This is a genomic window from Halomonas sp. A3H3 (assembly GCF_000982975.1).
GTDB classification, from domain to species: domain Bacteria; phylum Pseudomonadota; class Gammaproteobacteria; order Pseudomonadales; family Halomonadaceae; genus Vreelandella; species Vreelandella titanicae.
Genome location: NZ_HG423343.1, coordinates 4,191,329 through 4,207,998, shown reverse-complemented (window position 1 = coordinate 4,207,998; position 16,670 = coordinate 4,191,329). Strand labels below are relative to the sequence as shown.

The window sequence follows — 16,670 nt, the reverse complement described above, 5'->3', positions numbered from 1 at the left end:
ATCCTACAATTACTTTACTTGATGAGATACATCTGGTCATTCAGGATGAATAGTAAGTCACCATGCAAAGCAAGTACAAAATCCGCCTGCTACGTGCCAATCTTTTAGCTGCTGCCGTCGCTTTGGCACTATGGACACCCGCTACACCCCCTGCTGCTGCCCTAGTGCTGTGGCTATCAGTCGGCTGGTTACTCATCACCGCACTGATGCTTGATTTTAGCCACCGTCGTTCGCGAGGATTGCCATGGCAAATTGTACCGGGTGCACTGCTATTGGGTTTAATTGCCACTGCTCCAGAACGACACGGCATTTTAATCTGGGCGTGGGCCGCAATGCTGATGCTGCCCCAAAACAATGGGGTCGCCGCTTTTAACCTCAGCGCTGCACTGATTAGCGCTGTAATGGTAGCACCTCAATTGGAGGCGTCAGCGCTTGTGCTGCTGATTTGTTCACTGCTGGTGCTTGGTCTGCTGGCCTTATCCAGAGCACAGCAGCTTATTGATATGAACGGCTCCATTCGCCAACGCCTGCGACTGATTCCCGGCCTTAACCTTTGGGCCGGTGAGCAGTTGCTGCGCGATATCGCCCGTGAACAAACGCGCTGCGAGCGTGAAGGCGTTCATGCGGAACTGTTTATTCTGCACGTAAAACGCCACCAACTGTGGCCAATGGCGCAAAAGCTGTGCGAATTAACCTATGATTTTGAAAACGTTTACCGCTTAAGCAGCACAACGCTGGTGACACTCATTCTTGCCCGCTCACCTAGAGAAGCCGCTCAACGACGCAGCCTACTACTCGCCGACTTACCCGACAATATTACCAGTGAACACCTTGAATTAATCGATATCGAACCGGCAACGCTTTCGGTGTTTGAGATCAGCAAACTTCCGGCTGAGCGGGTGCGGGAGACGGTATGATCGAGCACCTCCCCAAACGATTAATGACCCTGGCTTATACTTCCAGTATCGCGTTGATGGTGGGCTACGCGCTATGGCTGTATGCCATGGGTGACTACCGCGACCTGCTGATTCCCACCTTTATGACCCTGCTGCTAATGGCCGCCCTGCTAATGCATATAGGGCAGGGCGTGAAAAGCTACCTGCCGCGCATTATTTTACTCTGCAGTACCTACTCGGTAGTGCTCGGCGCTTTCTATTTTCAGCCGCAGGTATCACCTCTATGGTTAGGCCTGCCGATTACCGCCGCGTTTTTACTGCTACCGCTATGGGCCGCAATGCTGATTAATATTGCCATTGGGCCATTGTGGTGGCTGCTTCCTTCGGTCGCCTCTGCGCCACCGGCGATTATCGTGGGCTATGCTGCTTTAACACTGTTACTTGCCCTCCCCCGCTGGGAGCATGCTCGTCGCCGTGCACTCTTAAGAGCTACCGACCCCAACGACAGCGACTGTGAAGCTTTCCACATGGACACGCTAAAAGAGCGCTTACACAGCGAGTTCCAGCGCGCTGCCATGCTCAATCAGCAACTGGCAGTGCTGGTACTGCATTTACCGCAGTTGGATATGGCAGCAGAGCAGTTTGGCCATCGTGCGCAAACGGCGCTGCTGGGAGCGCTATGCGGTGAAGTGAATAGCCGTTGTCGCGATCATGATGTGCTGGGGCGCGCGGACAGCGCCACTTTTTGGCTGGTTCTACCTGACACTAGTGAAAGCGGCGCTCTGTTGGTACGCGAGCGTTTACAAAGAGCTCTTTCACAGCGTGTACTGGTAGAAACCGGTCAACTGGAAGCGCGCATTGCCGCCTGCTTACCCAGTCGCACCGAGCACTTTGCACACTATGTAAAGCGCCTGGAAACCCGCGGCGCCGCCCTCGCCAACCTCTAGTCTGCCTTTTCAATGTCTCTTATCTGACGCTGGAGTACTCTCCTTGCCGCTAGCCGATCTGCTCCACTCATTAACGCCATCGCCTGCGTTGATCGTCTGTCTGGTGCTGGCGATTTCATTAGTAGAATCACTTGCCTTGATCGGGCTGCTGGTGCCGGGCGTGGTGTTAATCACTACCGCAGCCTCCCTGGCGGGACATCAGGATCTTGGCTTGGCATGGTTAATCGGTGCTGCCTTCATAGGCGCTATTTTAGGCGACGGCGTCAGTTTTTCGCTGGGCTTTAAACATCACGAGCAGGTCACTCAGAGATGGCCCCTTTCCCTGCATCCCGAATGGTTGGGCCGCGGGGCACGGTTCTTTGAGCGCTATGGCATTTGGTCAGTGTTTATCGGCCGCTTTGTCGGTCCAGTGCGACCGATTATTCCCTTGGTAGCAGGCATGATGCGTATGCCACCACGCACCTTTATTTGGGCTAACGTCACTTCTGCAGCACTGTGGGCGCCTGCCTATATACTGCCCGGATATTTGTTGGGGCGTACCTGGCAGCACCATTTGAATCTACCGCCAGGCATAGAGGCTGCGCTGCTTATCCTCGCAGCGATCATTGTCGTGCTCGCGGTGATTTTCTCCTGGGGTCGGCATCAAGCGACACGGCATGGGCGACTTTACCGGGCTATTGCTGTCAGCGTTCGCCGTATGCCGCTACTACGCAGGCCATGGCTGGCCATGAGTCAAACCGGCGATGTCCCCTTGGCTTCACTACTGTTACTGGTCATAGCGCTAGGCAGTCTGTCTGGCTGGACACTGCTGGTCATCGCCCACCATGAACCGCTTGAGATTGATCTGTTCATTCAGCAACTGTTCTCCTGGCTGCAAAGCGATGTTTTGTACCGAGCGGGGAATGTTTTTGCACGCATTGGCGACACCCTAGGCATTATCGCTTTAACACTGCCTTGGGCAGCATGGATGCTGGTGAGCAAGAGATGGGAGGCTTTACTGCACTGGAGTGGCGCCTTTGCCAGCGTCGCCTTGCTAAACACAGTAGGCAAAGGGCTGTTTGGTCGTGCTCGCCCAGAGACACCGGACTACTTAATGGGCTCGTTCTCCTACCCCAGCGCCCACACTTCCACCGCCGTGGTGCTCGTTGGCCTTACAGCGGCGTTCGTTGCGGCCGAGATACCCCGTCAAAAACGCTTTTGGGTGTACTGGATAGCACTAGCGCTTGCGCTGCCCATGGCGCTATCAAGACTGGTGGTGGGCGTGCACTGGTTCAGTGATCTGGTGGGAGGCGCGCTACTCGGCTTGGTCGTTTGCGCACTCACGCTACTTCATTGGCAGCAGCAGTCGCGCCCGTCGATGCGACCCTGCCCGTGGCTTCTGCTCAGCCTGGCATCGCTAGTGCTTATCAGCGCTCGCGTCGGCTTATTCCCACCGGTTTAGCTTTAAATCGACACCGCTTTACCCCAAGGCAAGCCACAGGCCTACCCCAATCATCAGTGTTCCGGCGATGCGATTCAGGAGCCGGACATTGCCGCTTTTACCGAGCACATTGCGTAGCGTTTTGCCGCCGGTGGCATAGACCAGCATGCTGACAAACTCAATGGTCAAAATGACCGCTATCAGCAGGCTGAGCTGCCCCGGCAGTGGGCGACTACTATCCAAAAAAGGCGGCAGCAGCACCATAAAAAATGCCCACCCTTTCGGGTTTGCCACCGCGGTAACAAACCCTTGCATGGCTAACTGCAGGGGGCTAGCGGGTGGACCCGCATCCAGCTCGCTGGGAATCGCCATGCGCCCACGGGAACGCCACATCATAATACCCAAATAACCCAGGTAAGCGCCGCCCACCCACTTAAACAGCACAAACAGCTCTGGCTGACGCAGCATCAACGCAGCTACCCCCGCGCCTGCGGCGGCAGCCACTAAACCAACGCCCAGCAGCTCGCCCACCATCATCCACAGCGTGCGTTTAACGCCTTGGGTCATGCCCAGCACCATGGCGAGGGTCATGCACATACCTGGGGTCAGCGAGACAAACAGAAACGTTGGCACAAAAACCGACAGCGTGGCCCACGACATCATAGATCACTCATCCTTATCTCCAACCTCTCCCCAGCGAGGCACCAGCGAATGCTCGATTCCCAACTGGTTAAGAATACGCGCGACAATAAAATCAATCAGATCATCAATGGTTTGTGGACAGTGATAAAATCCTGGGGCTGCCGGTAAGATGACCACTCCCAAGCGACTCAATGTCAGCATGTGCTCTAGGTGAATCGGCGAAAACGGGCTTTCTCGTGGCACCAGCACCAACGTTCGGCGCTCTTTAATCGCCACGTCCGCCGCCCGCTCAATCAGGTTATTGCTAGCCCCCGTTGCGACGGCAGAAAGCGTGCCGGTAGAGCACGGGCACACCACCATGGTGGAGGGCGCGCCAGAGCCTGATGCCACCGGCGCCATCCAGTCTTCGCGGCCAAAGCAGCGGATCTGACCAGGCTGTGCCCCACTGCGCTCACTCAGCGCCTCGGCTAAACGCTGGGGCTGGGCGGGTAGCTCAATATCTGTTTCTGTGGCGATGACCATGTGCGCAGCTTTCGAAATCATGACCCACACTTCATGGCCTGCGGCGACTAGTACATCGATCAAGCGCAAACCGTATTGAGCCCCGGATGCGCCGGTGAGTGCCACGGTAATCGGTTTTTTGAACGATGCGTCGGCTCTATCTGTCACGCATTCCCCTCCTTGGCTGCGGCTAATGCGGCGAGCAAGCGTTCATGCACGCCCTCAAAGCCACCGTTGGACATCACCACAATGCGATCCAACGGTGACGCTTGAGTGACCACTGCTGCCACCAGCGTATCAATATCGCTAAACAGCTGGGCATGCGCACCTTGCGTGGCAACCAGCTCGTCCATCGACCAGTCGAGCCCGGCGGGCTGAAACCAAAAAACGCCATCAGCGTCAGCCACGCTCTCGAGTAACCGCTCGCGCAGAGCACCTAAACGCATGGTATTGGAGCGCGGCTCGATGACCGCCAGCAGGCGTCCTTTCGTGGTGGCCGCACGTAGACCTTTGAGCGTCGCGGCAATCGCCGTGGGGTGGTGGGCGAAATCATCGATCACCTGAATGCCATTGATTTCACCACGCACTTCCTGACGCCTCCTGGGCGTTTCAAAACGCGCCAGCGCCGCACAGCCACGGGCTAGATCAACCCCACACAAATGCGCCGCTGCCAGCGCTGCCAGCGCATTGCGTGCGTTATGCTCGCCGGTAAGCGCCCACTCAACGACTCCGTCTTCATCCAGGCCGGGCTCGCCACCGCTATAAATCACCTGGAAGCGACTGGCGTCGGCGCGCTCTAGTTTAAGCTGCCATTCGCTCGCGGCCTGATCGCCAAAATGCGCTACCGGCGTCCAGGTGCCCTGGCTCAGCACACGTTCAAGGGCAGGCTGCTCATCAGCAACTAATAAGTGGCCACGACTAGGCACGGTGCGCACCAGGTGATGGAACTGGCGCTCGATGGCTGCCAAGTCGGGGAAGATATCGGCGTGGTCAAACTCAAGATTGTTGAGGATGGCGATATGCGGACGATAATGAACAAATTTGGAACGTTTATCGAAGAAAGCCGTGTCGTACTCATCAGCTTCCACCACGAACGGCGCCTGCGGATCACCCAAACGCGCCGATACGCCAAAATTACGTGGCACGCCACCGATTAAAAACCCCGGCGCTAAGCCGGCACTCTCTAAAAGCCAGGCTAATACGCTGGCGGTGGTGGTTTTACCATGGGTACCTGCCACGGCAATGACGCGTCGGCCGGGCAGCACGTGCTCCGCCAACCACTGCGCCCCCGAGGTATACGGCAGGCCGCTATTGAGTAACGCTTCAACCTCTTCATTGCCCCGTGACAAGGCATTGCCCACCACGACAAGATCCGGCGCTGGTGACAGATGCTCGGCGTGGTAGCCCTCCATTAAGGTGATGCCCGCATCAACCAACTGGGTGCTCATGGGTGGGTAAACATTCTGATCGGAGCCACTCACCTGGTGCCCCATTTCACGCGCCAGCAGTGCCAGGCTACCCATAAAGGTGCCGCAGATACCCATAATATGCAGATGCATGGCTCTCGCCCCGTTAATCGCCCGTAAACCAATTTACTAAAAGCCAAAAAATGGCGTAAAAATAGCCACCGGTTTAAAAACCGGTTTAAAAAATAGCTAAGCAGCCTAGCATGTTGAGGCTATTTGCTCATCTATTCATCGCCATAAACGCTGACAAAGCACCACTCAAGTGACAAATCCCTTTAGTTGTTGCAGGATGCGGCCACTGTTTACTAATGATGACGATCCCTTTCTTCCCATTTGTCACGCTGATGTAAGCCAACATCTCAGCACAGGAGCCTTTTTCGATGCGCATTTTAATTCGCTATTTCTTTCGTGGTCTTCGCTTGGTGCTCGCCCCGGTCATGCTGATTTCCGAGAAGCTTTCCACGCCTAAGTCAGTAGAGCGTACGCCTGAAGAGCAAGCCAAGGTGGATCAAGCGTGCCAGAACCTTGCGCTGTACCAATTTCGCACCTGCCCTTTCTGCATCAAGGTGCGCAAAGAGATAGCGCGGCTGGGTTTAAACATTGAGGTACGTGATGCTCAACTTGATCCTGCCCATAAGCAGGCGCTCTTGGAAGGGGGTGGCAAAGTCAAAGTGCCCTGCTTGAGAATCACCCACGACGATGGGCGTGAAGAGTGGATGTACGAATCTGACACTATTAATGCCTGGCTGCACCAGCAGTTCGGTTAAGCGCTTTTGATGGACATGGATAGCCACTGAGGTCTTGTCACCAGGTCGGCAAACGTCGACCTAGGCATTAGAACTCTACTTTTTGCGCCTCTACATCGAACACCACGTCGATCTCAATGCCCTCTTCCTGGCTTGGCGGTTCACCTAGCTCGACTTGCAGTCCCAGCGCCCCCTCAATTTTCCCAGCTACGCGAACCGTTTGGCTGGTACGGTCATAGTGAGTCAGTGTTACTACTACTTCCCCCCCTTCAGAGGTGAACAGCGGCGGGGCAATAGAAGCCCCAATGGAATAAATAACCACTGCATTGATCAACTGCCCTTCGTTCACGGTCAGGCTAATAGAGAGCGCCTCCTCGCCGTCCCACTTCTCATCGTCAACAGAGCCAGCGATATCAATATTGATATCGTCGCCTAGCTCTACGAATGAGGCATTTGAGTCATTACCATGGTGTAAAATAAACCACTCCCGCAACTCATCATCCAACGACCCTGCTATTTCAGGCGCCGCGCGCTCAGAGCCACCTTGAGGAGGACTTTGCCCCACAGGCTCAGTGGCAAAACCAGTGATAGGTAGCCAACCCCCCATCAACGCTATCCCAATTTTTTTCCACATAAGATTTTCCGCCCTATTATGTGTCGCTTTTCGCTTACTACTTTCGTCTTAAAACAAGCCTTCAGCATACCGCTATTAGCCACATCATTCAGTAGACGAATGATGCCTGTCATTATTTCGATTGTATGACGCGATAGGCACTCTCTATGTTGTAAGCCTAGGTTGTACGCTTGTGTTGTAAATAGGCTTACCAACTGACCGTGTCTGTTTTACTGACGCTTTCCTGGCGGGAAGGCTGCTTCTAGCCAAGAAAGCGGCGGTAAAACGAACAATAAACAATGACCTAAGGGAACGATAATGACGCTCAAAAAAACCTTACTGGCTTCCGTTATTGGTGCAGTGTTTGCGGGTACAACGTTACTGCCGATGGCCGCAAGCGCTGAAACGCTACGCATTGGCTACGCTGCCGACCCTGAAACCCTCGATATCCATGAGCAGCTTTCTGGCGGCATGCTGCGCTTCTCTCACCTAGCGTTTGACCCGCTGGTACGCTGGACAAAAGATTTTGAGTTTGAACCGCGCTTAGCCACCGAGTGGGAACAGGTCGACGAAACCACCATGCGCATGACCTTGCGCGAAGGCGTTACCTTCCACTCCGGCAACGAATTCACCGCCGAAGATGTGGTTTGGACCATTGAGCGTCTGAAAGAGAGCCCTGACTATCGCGCTATTTTTGAGCCAGTGGCCAGCGCCGAAGCCGTTGACGACTACACCGTTGAGATCGTCACCAGCGAACCTTACCCGCTGCTACTCAACCTAGCTACCTACATCTTCCCGATGGATAGCAAATTCTATAGCGGCGAAACCGACGAAGGCAGCGACAAAGCTGAAATCGTCAAAGCTGGCAACTCCTATGCTTCGCGCAATGTTTCCGGTACTGGCCCGTTTATCGTCACCGACCGCCGCCAAGGCGTACGCGTTGACTTCAAACGCTTTGAAGATTACTGGGATACTGAAAGCGAAGGCAACGTTACCGACATCGTGCTGACGCCCATCGCTGAAAACGCTTCACGAGTAGCTGCTCTGCTCTCCGGCGGCGTCGATTTTATTGATGCCGTACCACCCAATGACTTGGATCGCGTAAGTGAAGCAGATGGCGTTAATCTCATTGAGATTGACGGCACGCGTATCATTGGCTTCCAGATGAACGAAGATCGCGTTGAAGCCTTCCAGGATGCCCGCGTTCGCCAAGCGGTTGATTTAGCGATTAATCAGGAAGCCATTGCCGACCGTTTAATGCGTGGATTTGCTAACCCAGCGGGGCAATTCTCACCTGAGGGTTACTCAGGCCATAACCCGGACTTAACGCCGCGCTACGACATTGAGCGCGCCAAAGAGCTAATGGCCGAGGCGGGCTACGAAGACGGCTTCAGTGTTGAAATGATTGCCCCTAATAACCGTTACGTTAACGATGCCCAGATCGCCCAAGCGGTCGCCAACATGCTGGCGCAAATCAATATTGACGTTGGCCTGCGTACCATGCCCCTGGCGCAGTACTGGCCGGAATACGATACCCGCCAGTCCGATATGGCGATGATCGGCTGGCACGCGGATACCGAAGATACCGCTAACTTCTTCCAGTATCTAACCTTCTGCTTTGATGAAGAGACGGGTGCTGGCCAGTACAACTACGGTGGCTACTGCAACGAAGAGATCGACGCACTGGTAACCGAAGCGGATAGCGAAACCGACCTAGAAAAGCGCAATGAAATGCTGCGTGAAGCCGAAGCGATGCTCTATGAAGACACTGGTTTTATCATGTTGCATTGGCAGAACCTGGCTTATGCCGCGGCAGACGGCGTTGAAGCAGAGCCAATAGTCAACGCTATTGACTTCCCCTACCTGGGTGACTTAGTGATTAATCGCAGCGATGACTAAGCATTAACACCGCTGATTAAGTGCCTTGCATTAAATCAAAAGAGTCACTTATGCATTAACCGCAAGGATGCTTCGCTCCCTAAGCGTTTAGGGGGCGAAGCCTTTTGTATGGCGGTTCTAGGCTGAGAGAACTCTGCATAACATGCCCCCACTTCCTTTGATGAACCCTTCACATAGGTGGCGTACGCCATGATTGCCTTTTTAATCAAGCGGCTGATGCACGCAATTTTGGTGATGTTTGTCATCAGCGTGCTGGCCTTCGCCATTCAGGATAACCTGGGTGACCCCGTACAGCAGATGGTTGGCCAGTCAGTGCCGGAAAGCGAGCGTGAAGCAATTCGCGAGCGTTTAGGCCTCAATGACCCCTTCCTGGTGCAGTACGTTCGTTTTGCTAAAAACGCCGTTCAAGGCGATTTCGGCTACTCCTACTTTTATCGCGAACCGGCGTTAGAAGTAATTGCTCGCCATTTACCCGCCACCCTGGAGCTGGTATTTGCCGCGACGCTGATTATTGTGCTGTTTTCAGTCCCCATTGGGGTCTATAGCGCCATCAAACCGCGCTCACCGATTTCACGCCTTTTTATGGGTGTGTCGATTGTCGGCATTTCGATTCCGGTGTTCTTGACCGCGATCGTACTGATTCAAATCTTCGCCATCGGCGTCACCGTCACGCTGTTCCCAGAAAGTACCGGCTGGGGCGCATGGCTAAACGACTTCTTCTCCACCGAAGGCAATATGCCTTCCTTCGGCCGTGGCTATGACCTCGTTAACGTGGTGGGTCACTGGGATACCAACCTGGCGACTTGGAACGGTTTACAGCATCTCGTATTACCGGCGGTCTCATTGGCCTCGATTATGCTACCGCTGTTTATCCGCCTGATTCGTGCCGAAATGATGGAAGTCATGCAATCGGAGTACGTGAAGTATGCCCGCGCGAAAGGGATCTCTATGCGCCGGGTTTATTTCGTTCACGCGCTCAAAAACACCATGCTGCCCGTTATTACCGTGGGGGGCGTGCAGATCGGCACCATGGTGGCCTACACCATTTTGACCGAGACCGTTTTCCAATGGCCTGGCATGGGCTTGATGTTTTTGGATGCTATAAACCGCGCCGATATTCCGCTGATTGTGACCTACCTGATGATTGTCGGCGTTATTTTTGTGGTCACCAATACGATTGTGGATCTGATCTACGGTCTGGTGAACCCCACCGTTAAACTGACTGGGAAGCCCGCATGAGCACCACAAACAATTCCTCCCAAGCGAGCGCTTCACCCAGCCGCTGGGAACGTCTGCGCGACTCCTACATGTGGTACAGCTTCAAACGCGATTATACCGCCCAGCTCTGCTTGGCCGTGTTTATTTGCATGGTCATCGCTGCCTTTGCCTCACCGCTGCTGGCGCCCACGAACCCTTACGACCTCTCTCAAATCGACATTATGTCATCTGAACTGCCGCCCTTCTGGATTGATGGCGCCGATGACCGTTTCGCCTTGGGCACCGACGCCCAGGGGCGCGATTTGTGGTCAGTTGTGCTATATGGCACCCGTGTCTCGCTGCTGATTGGTTTCGGTGCGGTTATTTTACAGGCGCTGATAGGGGTCACCTTTGGCCTAATGGCGGGCTACCTGGGCGGTCGTGTCGATACGATATTGATGCGCTTGGCAGACATTCAGCTCTCCTTCTCGACACTAATGGTCGCTATCGTGGTGGGCGCTTTGGTCAAAGCGACCATGGGCAGCGCTTTCTATAGCCAGTACGCGGTGATGATGCTGATCCTGATTATCGGCCTGGCCGAATGGCCCCAGTATGCCCGCACCGTGCGCGCCTCAGTGCTGGCAGAGAAAAACAAAGAGTACGTTGACGCCGCCCGCGTGATGGGCCTACGCAGCAAACGGATTATGTTCCGCCACGTGCTGCCTAACACCATGTCTCCAATCTTCGTTATCTCTACCGTGCAGATTGCCAACGCGATTATCTCTGAAGCGGCGCTGTCGTTTCTGGGCCTGGGGATGCCAGAGACCCACCCCTCGCTTGGCTCACTAATCAAATCGGGCTTTGACTACATTCAGTCCGGCTCCTGGTGGATCACCTTGATCCCGGGCGCAGTTCTGGTGGTGCTGGTGCTGTCGATCAATCTACTCGGCGATTGGCTGCGTGATGTCATGAACCCACGACTCTATAAAGGCTGAGGACACCATGGCACTACTTGAAGTCAACAACCTCGATGTACGCTTTGCGCTGCGCCAGGGCGAAGTACACGCCCTGCGCGATATCTGTTTCAGCCTTGAGCGCGGTGAACGCCTGGGTATTGTCGGTGAGTCCGGCGCAGGCAAATCGGTTGCCGCGTTTTCGCTGCTCAACTTGATTGCCAAACCGGGCTTTATCGCCGGCGGCACGGTGACGTTTGACGGTCAGGTGCTTAACCGCATGTCTGAGCGCGGCCTGCGTAAGGTACGTGGCAACCGCGTCTCGATGATCTTCCAAGACCCAATGATGACGCTGAACCCGGTGCTCTCCATTGGCGAGCAGATGGTCGAGTGCTTAAAAGCGCACCGACGTATCTCCTCCAAAGAGGCTCGTGCGATCGCCCTGGACAAACTCCAGCAGGTGCAAATCCCTTCACCTGAAACGCGTCTGGATCAGTACCCTCACGAGCTTTCAGGCGGTATGCGCCAGCGGATTATTATCGCCATTGCGCTGCTCCTCGACCCGGATATTATCATTGCCGACGAGCCCACTACGGCGCTCGACGTGACCATTCAAGCCGAGATCATGGCGCTGCTGCTTGACCTCTGCGAGCAGCACAATGTGGGGCTTATTCTGATCACCCACGACCTGGGTGTGGTCAGCCAGGTCACCCAGCGCATGCTGGTCATGTACGCTGGCCGAGTCATTGAGCAAGGGCCAACGCGGGAGATTATCAACGACCCGCAGCACCCTTACACCCAGGGGTTGATCAACGCCCTGCCGCAGATGGCAACGCCGGGTGAAAAGCTCAATCAGATTCGCGGCAGCATGCCGTCACTCTCTAACCTGCCCAGCGGCTGCGCGTTTCATCCGCGCTGCGATTTTATCAATCGTGCCGATGGCCAGCCCCGCCCGGCCTGTACGCAGCAGGTGCCTGAATTCGTCGAATCCGGCAACTGCCGTGTGGCGTGTCATATGGTGGCTGAAATGCTCGAAGATCGCCGTTTGAAGGAGGAAACCTCATGAGTGCGCACGCTGAGGCCATAACGGAAAGCCATAATTCTACTCCCCGTCAGAACGAAGAGAGCGCTGATTCGCTGCTGCAGATTCGCGACTTGAAAAAACGCTTCTCGCTCTCTGGAGATTTCCTCGATCAGCTGCGCTTCAAGGGCGGCAAGCTGGTTCGCCACCAAGAGCACGTGCATGCCATTAATGGTGTGAATCTGGATATCAAGCGCGGCGAAGCCCTGTGCGTGGTTGGCGAGTCCGGCTGCGGTAAGTCCACAGTGGCGCGTACCGTCATGGGGCTACTGACCCCAACAGAGGGTGAAATTCGCTACGACGGCAAGCGCATCGATAACTTAAGCTCGCGCCAACTGCTGCCGTATCGCAAGCGGATGCAGATGATTTTCCAGAACCCTTATGCGTCGCTCAACCCACGCATGACCATTCAGCAAACACTTGAAGAGCCGCTACGCCTGCACCACCCTGACTGGAAACGGCCGCAGATTCTCCAAAAAGTTGAAGAGGTAATGCGTTCGGTGGGCATCGACCCCGACTGGGGCAAGCGCTTTGGTCACGAATTCTCAGGCGGTCAGCGTCAGCGTATCGCCATTGCCCGCGCTTTGGCCGTCGACCCTGAGTTTATCGTTGCCGATGAGCCTATTTCTGCGCTGGATGTCTCGATTCAAGCCCAGGTACTCAACCTGCTGATGGAAGCCCAGCAAGAGCGCAACCTAACCTATCTGTTCATTACCCACGACCTAGCCGTCGTGGAGCACTTTGGCACCCGCGTAGCGGTGATGTACTTAGGCACAGTGTGTGAAGTTGCCACCACGGCGACGCTGTTTGATAAGCCGCGCCACCCCTATACACAGGCGCTGCTCTCGGCGATTCCACGCTTGAAGGATGACCGCCCCCAGCATATCCGTCTCACCGGCGAAGTACCGACCCCGGTTAACCTGCCTAGCGGCTGCGTGTTTCATGGCCGCTGCCCCCACGCCAATGCGCGCTGTAAGCAAGAAATTCCCGTGCTGCAAACACAGGATGACGGAACCCGTGTGGCGTGCCACGCTGTTGAGGAGGGGCGCCTATGAAGCGGGTGTCATATTCGACACAGCGACCCCAGGTGCTGAGAGGTAGAGCATGGAAATTCGCTGGCTAGAAGACTTTATCGCCCTGGCCAGAACGCGGCACTTCTCACGCGCAGCAGATGATCAAAACGTTACCCAGCCCACCTTCTCCCGGCGGATAAAACTGCTCGAGGAGGAGATGGGCGTAACGCTGATTAATCGCCAAACGCTGCCACTTTCGCTCACCCCGGCCGGGGAGGAGTTTCTGACCCTGTGCGAACAGGTAACCGACCGGGTGCGGCTGACCCGTGACCGGGTGCGCGAAATTAACGCTGGCCAGCAGCGGCGCATCATGGTCGCAGCACCGCAGAGCCTGTTGCCGCACTTCTTGCCGGAGTGGCTATCGGCGACAGGGTGGCAAGATCGCGTACAGCCCTATTTGCGGGCGACCGGCTGGGTGGCCAATGACTACTTTCAAGCCTTGGCGCGTGCCGAGTGCGACCTGGCTATCTGTTACTGGCCGATTGGGCGCTGCGATCTGGAGATCGACACCAGCGCCTGTAATTATCGTGTGATTGGTCATGAAAGGCTGATTCCAGTGACCGGGTTAACCCCAGAGGGAGAACCACGCGCCCTGCTGCCTGGGTCACGCCATCAACCACTGCCGTGGCTTGCCTACCCCAAGCGTGGGTTGTTGGGGTCTGCGGTGAAAGCACACCTAGCCAGGCTCCCCCAAACCACCTATTTAACCGCGCAGAGTGAAAACCTCTACGCGGCGGGTATTAAAGAGCTGGTGCTACTTGGCTACGGCATGAGCTGGCTGCCAGAGCGCAACGTCGCAGCAGAGCTTGCTCAAGGCACGCTGGTAAGAGCGGGCGATAGTCGCTGGGATGTGCCTATGGAGCTACGGCTATACCGTCATCAAAATCATCGCCACGCGGAGCTGGATAGCCTCTGGAGCGAACTCGCGCCACCACGCGTATGAACGAATTGATAAAGGACGCATTTGTATGTCAACCACCCTATTCAATCTGCAACGTGAGCATCTAGCGCACCTGCAGCGTGCTTATTCAGATATTTTGACCGACCACGGGTTTGATAGTCTGGCGATTTACAGTGGTCATACCAGCGTACACTTTGCTGATGACCACGCGCCCCCTTTTCAAACTTACGGGCATTTTATGCACTGGGTGGGTTTAGCTGATGTGCAGCATAGCTGGTTGATTATTCAGCCAGAAAAGCGCCCGCAGCTGTACTTGTATGCGCCCGCCGATTTTTGGCACTTGCCTACTCACCTTCCCGAAGAGCCCTGGGTAGACGCGTTTGATATCCACTTATGCAGCGAGAAAACCACCCCACCGCTTTCGGGGAATGCCGCCGTCATTGGCGATATTGAGCGTCTTGCCACCAACATCCAGCAGGCGCTAAAAGCAGAGCATCACCCTGAGCAAATAGTCCATGCCCTTGATGAATTACGGCTGTTTAAAACACCCTATGAGATCGCCTGTATCCGTGAAGCCAACCGCTTAGCGATAGCGGGCCATCAGGCGTCCCAGGCCGCCTTTATTGGCGCATCCGGTGAGTTGGATATTCAGTTGGCGTACTTAGCAGCGAGTCGTCAGCGCGAATCAAACGTGCCTTACCAAAATATTATTGGTTTAAATGAGCATGCTGGCGTGCTGCATTATCAACACTACGACCTGAACGCACCTAAACAGCGCTATAGCCTGCTAGTCGATGCGGGTCGCCGCTTTCGTGGTTACTGCGCTGATATTACCCGCACCTACGCTGGCCCTGATGCACCCATCGCGTTTAGCGAACTGGTCACCGCCATGCATGGGCTGAAAGATGAGTTAGTCAAAGGCGTAGCCCCAGGCGTTAACTTTTTAGCACTCCACGAGCAGATGCATCACCACCTGGGTGAAATATTGGTGGCTAATGATCTGTTTAAAGGCACAGCAGAACAAGCGGTTGTCGAGGGTGTAACCCGGGCATTTTGCCCTCATGGACTGGGCCACTCGCTGGGCCTTCAAGTGCATGATGTGGCCGGGTTACGCCACCCGAATGGCACACCCGCCCCCGCGCCAGAGCAGCACCCAGCGCTACGGCTTACGCGCACGCTGCGCCCTGGTATGGTCGTTACCATTGAGCCTGGGCTCTATTTTATCGCAATGCTGCTCGACCCGCTGCGCAACACCTCACTGCCCATTAACTGGCGGTTGGTCGACCAACTCGCCCCCTGTGGCGGTATTCGTATCGAAGATAACGTAGCAGTGACAGAAAGCGGCTTTGATAACTTAACGCCATAAGCCCTCTATAACGTTGCGCTAATCGACACTCTACAACGCACTACGCCCGGCTCAAGGCCGGGCGTAGTAATATTTCAGAAGACTTAGCCAAGCTAAAATCTAGGCAAAGCTAAAATCTAGGCAAAGCTAAAATCTAGTAAAACTTAGAAGCGATAAGTAACACCACCGCCAATGGTGACGGGTTCGATGTCAACTTCACCACCGACGTTGATGTCTGCGTTCACGTCAGCGTAGCTTGCGTAACCATTGAGCATAACGTTATCAGTAACGGCCAGATCCACGCCTACTTGGCCGATCGCGCCATAGCTCTCATCGACGCTTAGACCACTGGGCTCGCTGGAAAAATGGGTGTAGTTAAGGCCAGCACCCACGTAAGGCTGTACACGTGAATCCAAACCACCTAACGGGTAGTAGTTGACCAGCAGGTTGATCGGCAGGCGGTCAATGCTACCCGCGTCGACACCGCTAACGCTCAAGTCGTGCTCAAATTCTTCAGAGCTATTGAGCTCAATGCCCACTTTGTCAGTAAACAGATAGCCCACGCCGTAGGTTAATCCACGAGCTTCATCAACGCTTAGTGAGTCACCTGCTACGTTACCGTTACCTGAACCCGTATCCGTTTGGGCAACGCCGCCACGGACGAATGCGTCACCAGCGTTGTAAGCGAGAGCCGCTTGGCTTGCCAGTGCGAAACCAGCAGTGATTACAGCGGCAGAAATCAATTTCATATTACTCATCAGGGTCGTCCTCTATGCAGCGCGCAGTTCCTTGCGCTTGGGGATTGCGGTACTTGCTATCCAACTTACCTGTACAGAATATAGTATAAGAACACTGTTTCCAAATTGCTTGTAAAATATTGTTATAAGAAACTGCGCCCTGATAGTTTTTCCTATGTGGTGAGCTCTGGCATAAAATCCGGGCATATCGGCATAGGGGCGGTCAGCATGGCTGACCGGTCCCCTGCCACAC

General features: G+C 55.1%; 17 protein-coding genes. 11 read left to right on the top strand and 6 right to left on the bottom strand.

Annotated elements, in window-relative coordinates; genetic code table 11:
- Positions 1-62: 62 nt before the first annotated feature.
- Genes HALA3H3_RS19035 through HALA3H3_RS19025 form a run of 3 tightly spaced genes read left to right on the top strand, consistent with a single transcriptional unit; the run spans position 63 to position 3,284 of the window.
- Complete coding sequence (locus HALA3H3_RS19035; RefSeq protein WP_009287000.1) at positions 63-917, top strand: hypothetical protein; 855 nt, start codon at positions 63-65, stop codon at positions 915-917.
- Positions 914-1,843, top strand: a complete 930-nt coding sequence (locus HALA3H3_RS19030; protein WP_009287001.1) for a diguanylate cyclase domain-containing protein — start codon at positions 914-916, stop codon at positions 1,841-1,843. The genes HALA3H3_RS19035 and HALA3H3_RS19030 overlap by 4 nt, the downstream gene beginning before the upstream one ends.
- 43 nt (positions 1,844-1,886) lie before the next feature.
- Positions 1,887-3,284 carry a bifunctional DedA family/phosphatase PAP2 family protein gene (locus HALA3H3_RS19025; protein WP_022523153.1) on the top strand — a complete coding sequence of 466 codons (1,398 nt, stop codon included), beginning with the start codon at positions 1,887-1,889 and terminating at the stop codon, positions 3,282-3,284.
- 18 nt (positions 3,285-3,302) lie between these two features.
- On the opposite strand, the gene HALA3H3_RS19020 is transcribed toward HALA3H3_RS19025, so the two are convergent.
- Genes HALA3H3_RS19020 through mpl form a run of 3 tightly spaced genes read right to left on the bottom strand, consistent with a single transcriptional unit; the run spans position 3,303 to position 5,965 of the window.
- Positions 3,303-3,926 (bottom strand): LysE family translocator, encoded by a 624-nt coding sequence (locus tag HALA3H3_RS19020; RefSeq protein ID WP_009287002.1) that lies wholly within the window; start codon positions 3,924-3,926, stop codon positions 3,303-3,305.
- 3 nt (positions 3,927-3,929) lie between these two features.
- A complete protein-coding gene (locus HALA3H3_RS19015; protein ID WP_009287003.1) occupies positions 3,930-4,574 on the bottom strand; it encodes a flavin prenyltransferase UbiX in 645 nt (214 codons plus the stop codon).
- Positions 4,571-5,965: a UDP-N-acetylmuramate:L-alanyl-gamma-D-glutamyl-meso-diaminopimelate ligase gene (gene mpl / locus HALA3H3_RS19010; RefSeq protein ID WP_022523152.1), complete on the bottom strand. Its 1,395-nt coding sequence runs from the start codon at positions 5,963-5,965 to the stop codon at positions 4,571-4,573. Before mpl ends, HALA3H3_RS19015 begins: the two co-directional genes overlap by 4 nt.
- 287 nt (positions 5,966-6,252) lie before the next feature.
- Between mpl and HALA3H3_RS19005 the strand changes: the two genes are divergently transcribed.
- Positions 6,253-6,639 (top strand): glutaredoxin family protein, encoded by a 387-nt coding sequence (locus HALA3H3_RS19005; RefSeq protein ID WP_022523151.1) that lies wholly within the window; start codon positions 6,253-6,255, stop codon positions 6,637-6,639.
- 67 nt (positions 6,640-6,706) lie between these two features.
- Here the strand turns inward: HALA3H3_RS19005 and HALA3H3_RS19000 are convergent, their stop codons facing one another.
- Positions 6,707-7,252, bottom strand: a complete 546-nt coding sequence (locus HALA3H3_RS19000) for a hypothetical protein (RefSeq protein ID WP_022523150.1) — start codon at positions 7,250-7,252, stop codon at positions 6,707-6,709.
- A 297-nt stretch (positions 7,253-7,549) separates the two neighbouring features.
- On the opposite strand from HALA3H3_RS19000, the gene HALA3H3_RS18995 reads away from it, so the two are divergent.
- The 7 genes from HALA3H3_RS18995 (at position 7,550) to pepQ (ending at position 15,701) form a co-directional block, all read left to right on the top strand.
- A complete protein-coding gene (locus HALA3H3_RS18995) occupies positions 7,550-9,130 on the top strand; it encodes an ABC transporter substrate-binding protein (protein WP_022523148.1) in 1,581 nt (526 codons plus the stop codon).
- Between the two features lie 189 nt (positions 9,131-9,319).
- Complete coding sequence (locus HALA3H3_RS18990) at positions 9,320-10,369, top strand: ABC transporter permease (protein WP_022523147.1); 1,050 nt, start codon at positions 9,320-9,322, stop codon at positions 10,367-10,369.
- Positions 10,366-11,322 (top strand): ABC transporter permease, encoded by a 957-nt coding sequence (locus HALA3H3_RS18985; RefSeq protein WP_022523146.1) that lies wholly within the window; start codon positions 10,366-10,368, stop codon positions 11,320-11,322. The genes HALA3H3_RS18990 and HALA3H3_RS18985 overlap by 4 nt, the downstream gene beginning before the upstream one ends.
- A 7-nt stretch (positions 11,323-11,329) precedes the next feature.
- Positions 11,330-12,346, top strand: a complete 1,017-nt coding sequence (locus tag HALA3H3_RS18980; protein ID WP_009287009.1) for an ABC transporter ATP-binding protein — start codon at positions 11,330-11,332, stop codon at positions 12,344-12,346.
- Positions 12,343-13,416, top strand: coding sequence for an ABC transporter ATP-binding protein (locus tag HALA3H3_RS18975; protein WP_022523145.1), 1,074 nt, complete (start codon positions 12,343-12,345; stop codon positions 13,414-13,416). Before HALA3H3_RS18980 ends, HALA3H3_RS18975 begins: the two co-directional genes overlap by 4 nt.
- Positions 13,417-13,465: 49 nt before the next feature.
- A complete protein-coding gene (locus tag HALA3H3_RS18970; protein ID WP_022523144.1) occupies positions 13,466-14,377 on the top strand; it encodes a LysR family transcriptional regulator in 912 nt (303 codons plus the stop codon).
- Between the two features lie 25 nt (positions 14,378-14,402).
- Entirely contained in the window at positions 14,403-15,701 is a 1,299-nt protein-coding gene (gene pepQ, locus HALA3H3_RS18965; protein WP_022523143.1) for a Xaa-Pro dipeptidase, read from the top strand.
- 143 nt (positions 15,702-15,844) lie between these two features.
- Here pepQ and HALA3H3_RS18960 read toward each other — a convergent pair whose 3' ends face one another.
- Positions 15,845-16,438 carry an OmpW/AlkL family protein gene (locus tag HALA3H3_RS18960; RefSeq protein WP_022523142.1) on the bottom strand — a complete coding sequence of 198 codons (594 nt, stop codon included), beginning with the start codon at positions 16,436-16,438 and terminating at the stop codon, positions 15,845-15,847.
- 12 nt (positions 16,439-16,450) lie between these two features.
- A partial coding sequence (locus HALA3H3_RS27455) for a hypothetical protein (protein ID WP_238326095.1) occupies positions 16,451-16,670 on the bottom strand: 220 nt, incomplete at its 5' end.

Coding starts and splice junctions, on each gene's coding strand:
- HALA3H3_RS19035 (WP_009287000.1), top strand. CDS start 63: ATGCAAAGCAAGTACAAAATCCGCCTGCTACGTGCCAATCTTTTAGCT.
- HALA3H3_RS19030 (WP_009287001.1), top strand. CDS start 914: ATGATCGAGCACCTCCCCAAACGATTAATGACCCTGGCTTATACTTCC.
- HALA3H3_RS19020 (WP_009287002.1), bottom strand. CDS start 3,926: ATGATGTCGTGGGCCACGCTGTCGGTTTTTGTGCCAACGTTTCTGTTT.
- mpl (WP_022523152.1), bottom strand. CDS start 5,965: ATGCATCTGCATATTATGGGTATCTGCGGCACCTTTATGGGTAGCCTG.
- HALA3H3_RS19005 (WP_022523151.1), top strand. CDS start 6,253: ATGCGCATTTTAATTCGCTATTTCTTTCGTGGTCTTCGCTTGGTGCTC.
- HALA3H3_RS19000 (WP_022523150.1), bottom strand. CDS start 7,252: ATGTGGAAAAAAATTGGGATAGCGTTGATGGGGGGTTGGCTACCTATC.
- HALA3H3_RS18995 (WP_022523148.1), top strand. CDS start 7,550: ATGACGCTCAAAAAAACCTTACTGGCTTCCGTTATTGGTGCAGTGTTT.
- HALA3H3_RS18990 (WP_022523147.1), top strand. CDS start 9,320: ATGATTGCCTTTTTAATCAAGCGGCTGATGCACGCAATTTTGGTGATG.
- HALA3H3_RS18985 (WP_022523146.1), top strand. CDS start 10,366: ATGAGCACCACAAACAATTCCTCCCAAGCGAGCGCTTCACCCAGCCGC.
- HALA3H3_RS18980 (WP_009287009.1), top strand. CDS start 11,330: ATGGCACTACTTGAAGTCAACAACCTCGATGTACGCTTTGCGCTGCGC.
- HALA3H3_RS18975 (WP_022523145.1), top strand. CDS start 12,343: ATGAGTGCGCACGCTGAGGCCATAACGGAAAGCCATAATTCTACTCCC.
- HALA3H3_RS18970 (WP_022523144.1), top strand. CDS start 13,466: ATGGAAATTCGCTGGCTAGAAGACTTTATCGCCCTGGCCAGAACGCGG.
- pepQ (WP_022523143.1), top strand. CDS start 14,403: ATGTCAACCACCCTATTCAATCTGCAACGTGAGCATCTAGCGCACCTG.
- HALA3H3_RS18960 (WP_022523142.1), bottom strand. CDS start 16,438: ATGAGTAATATGAAATTGATTTCTGCCGCTGTAATCACTGCTGGTTTC.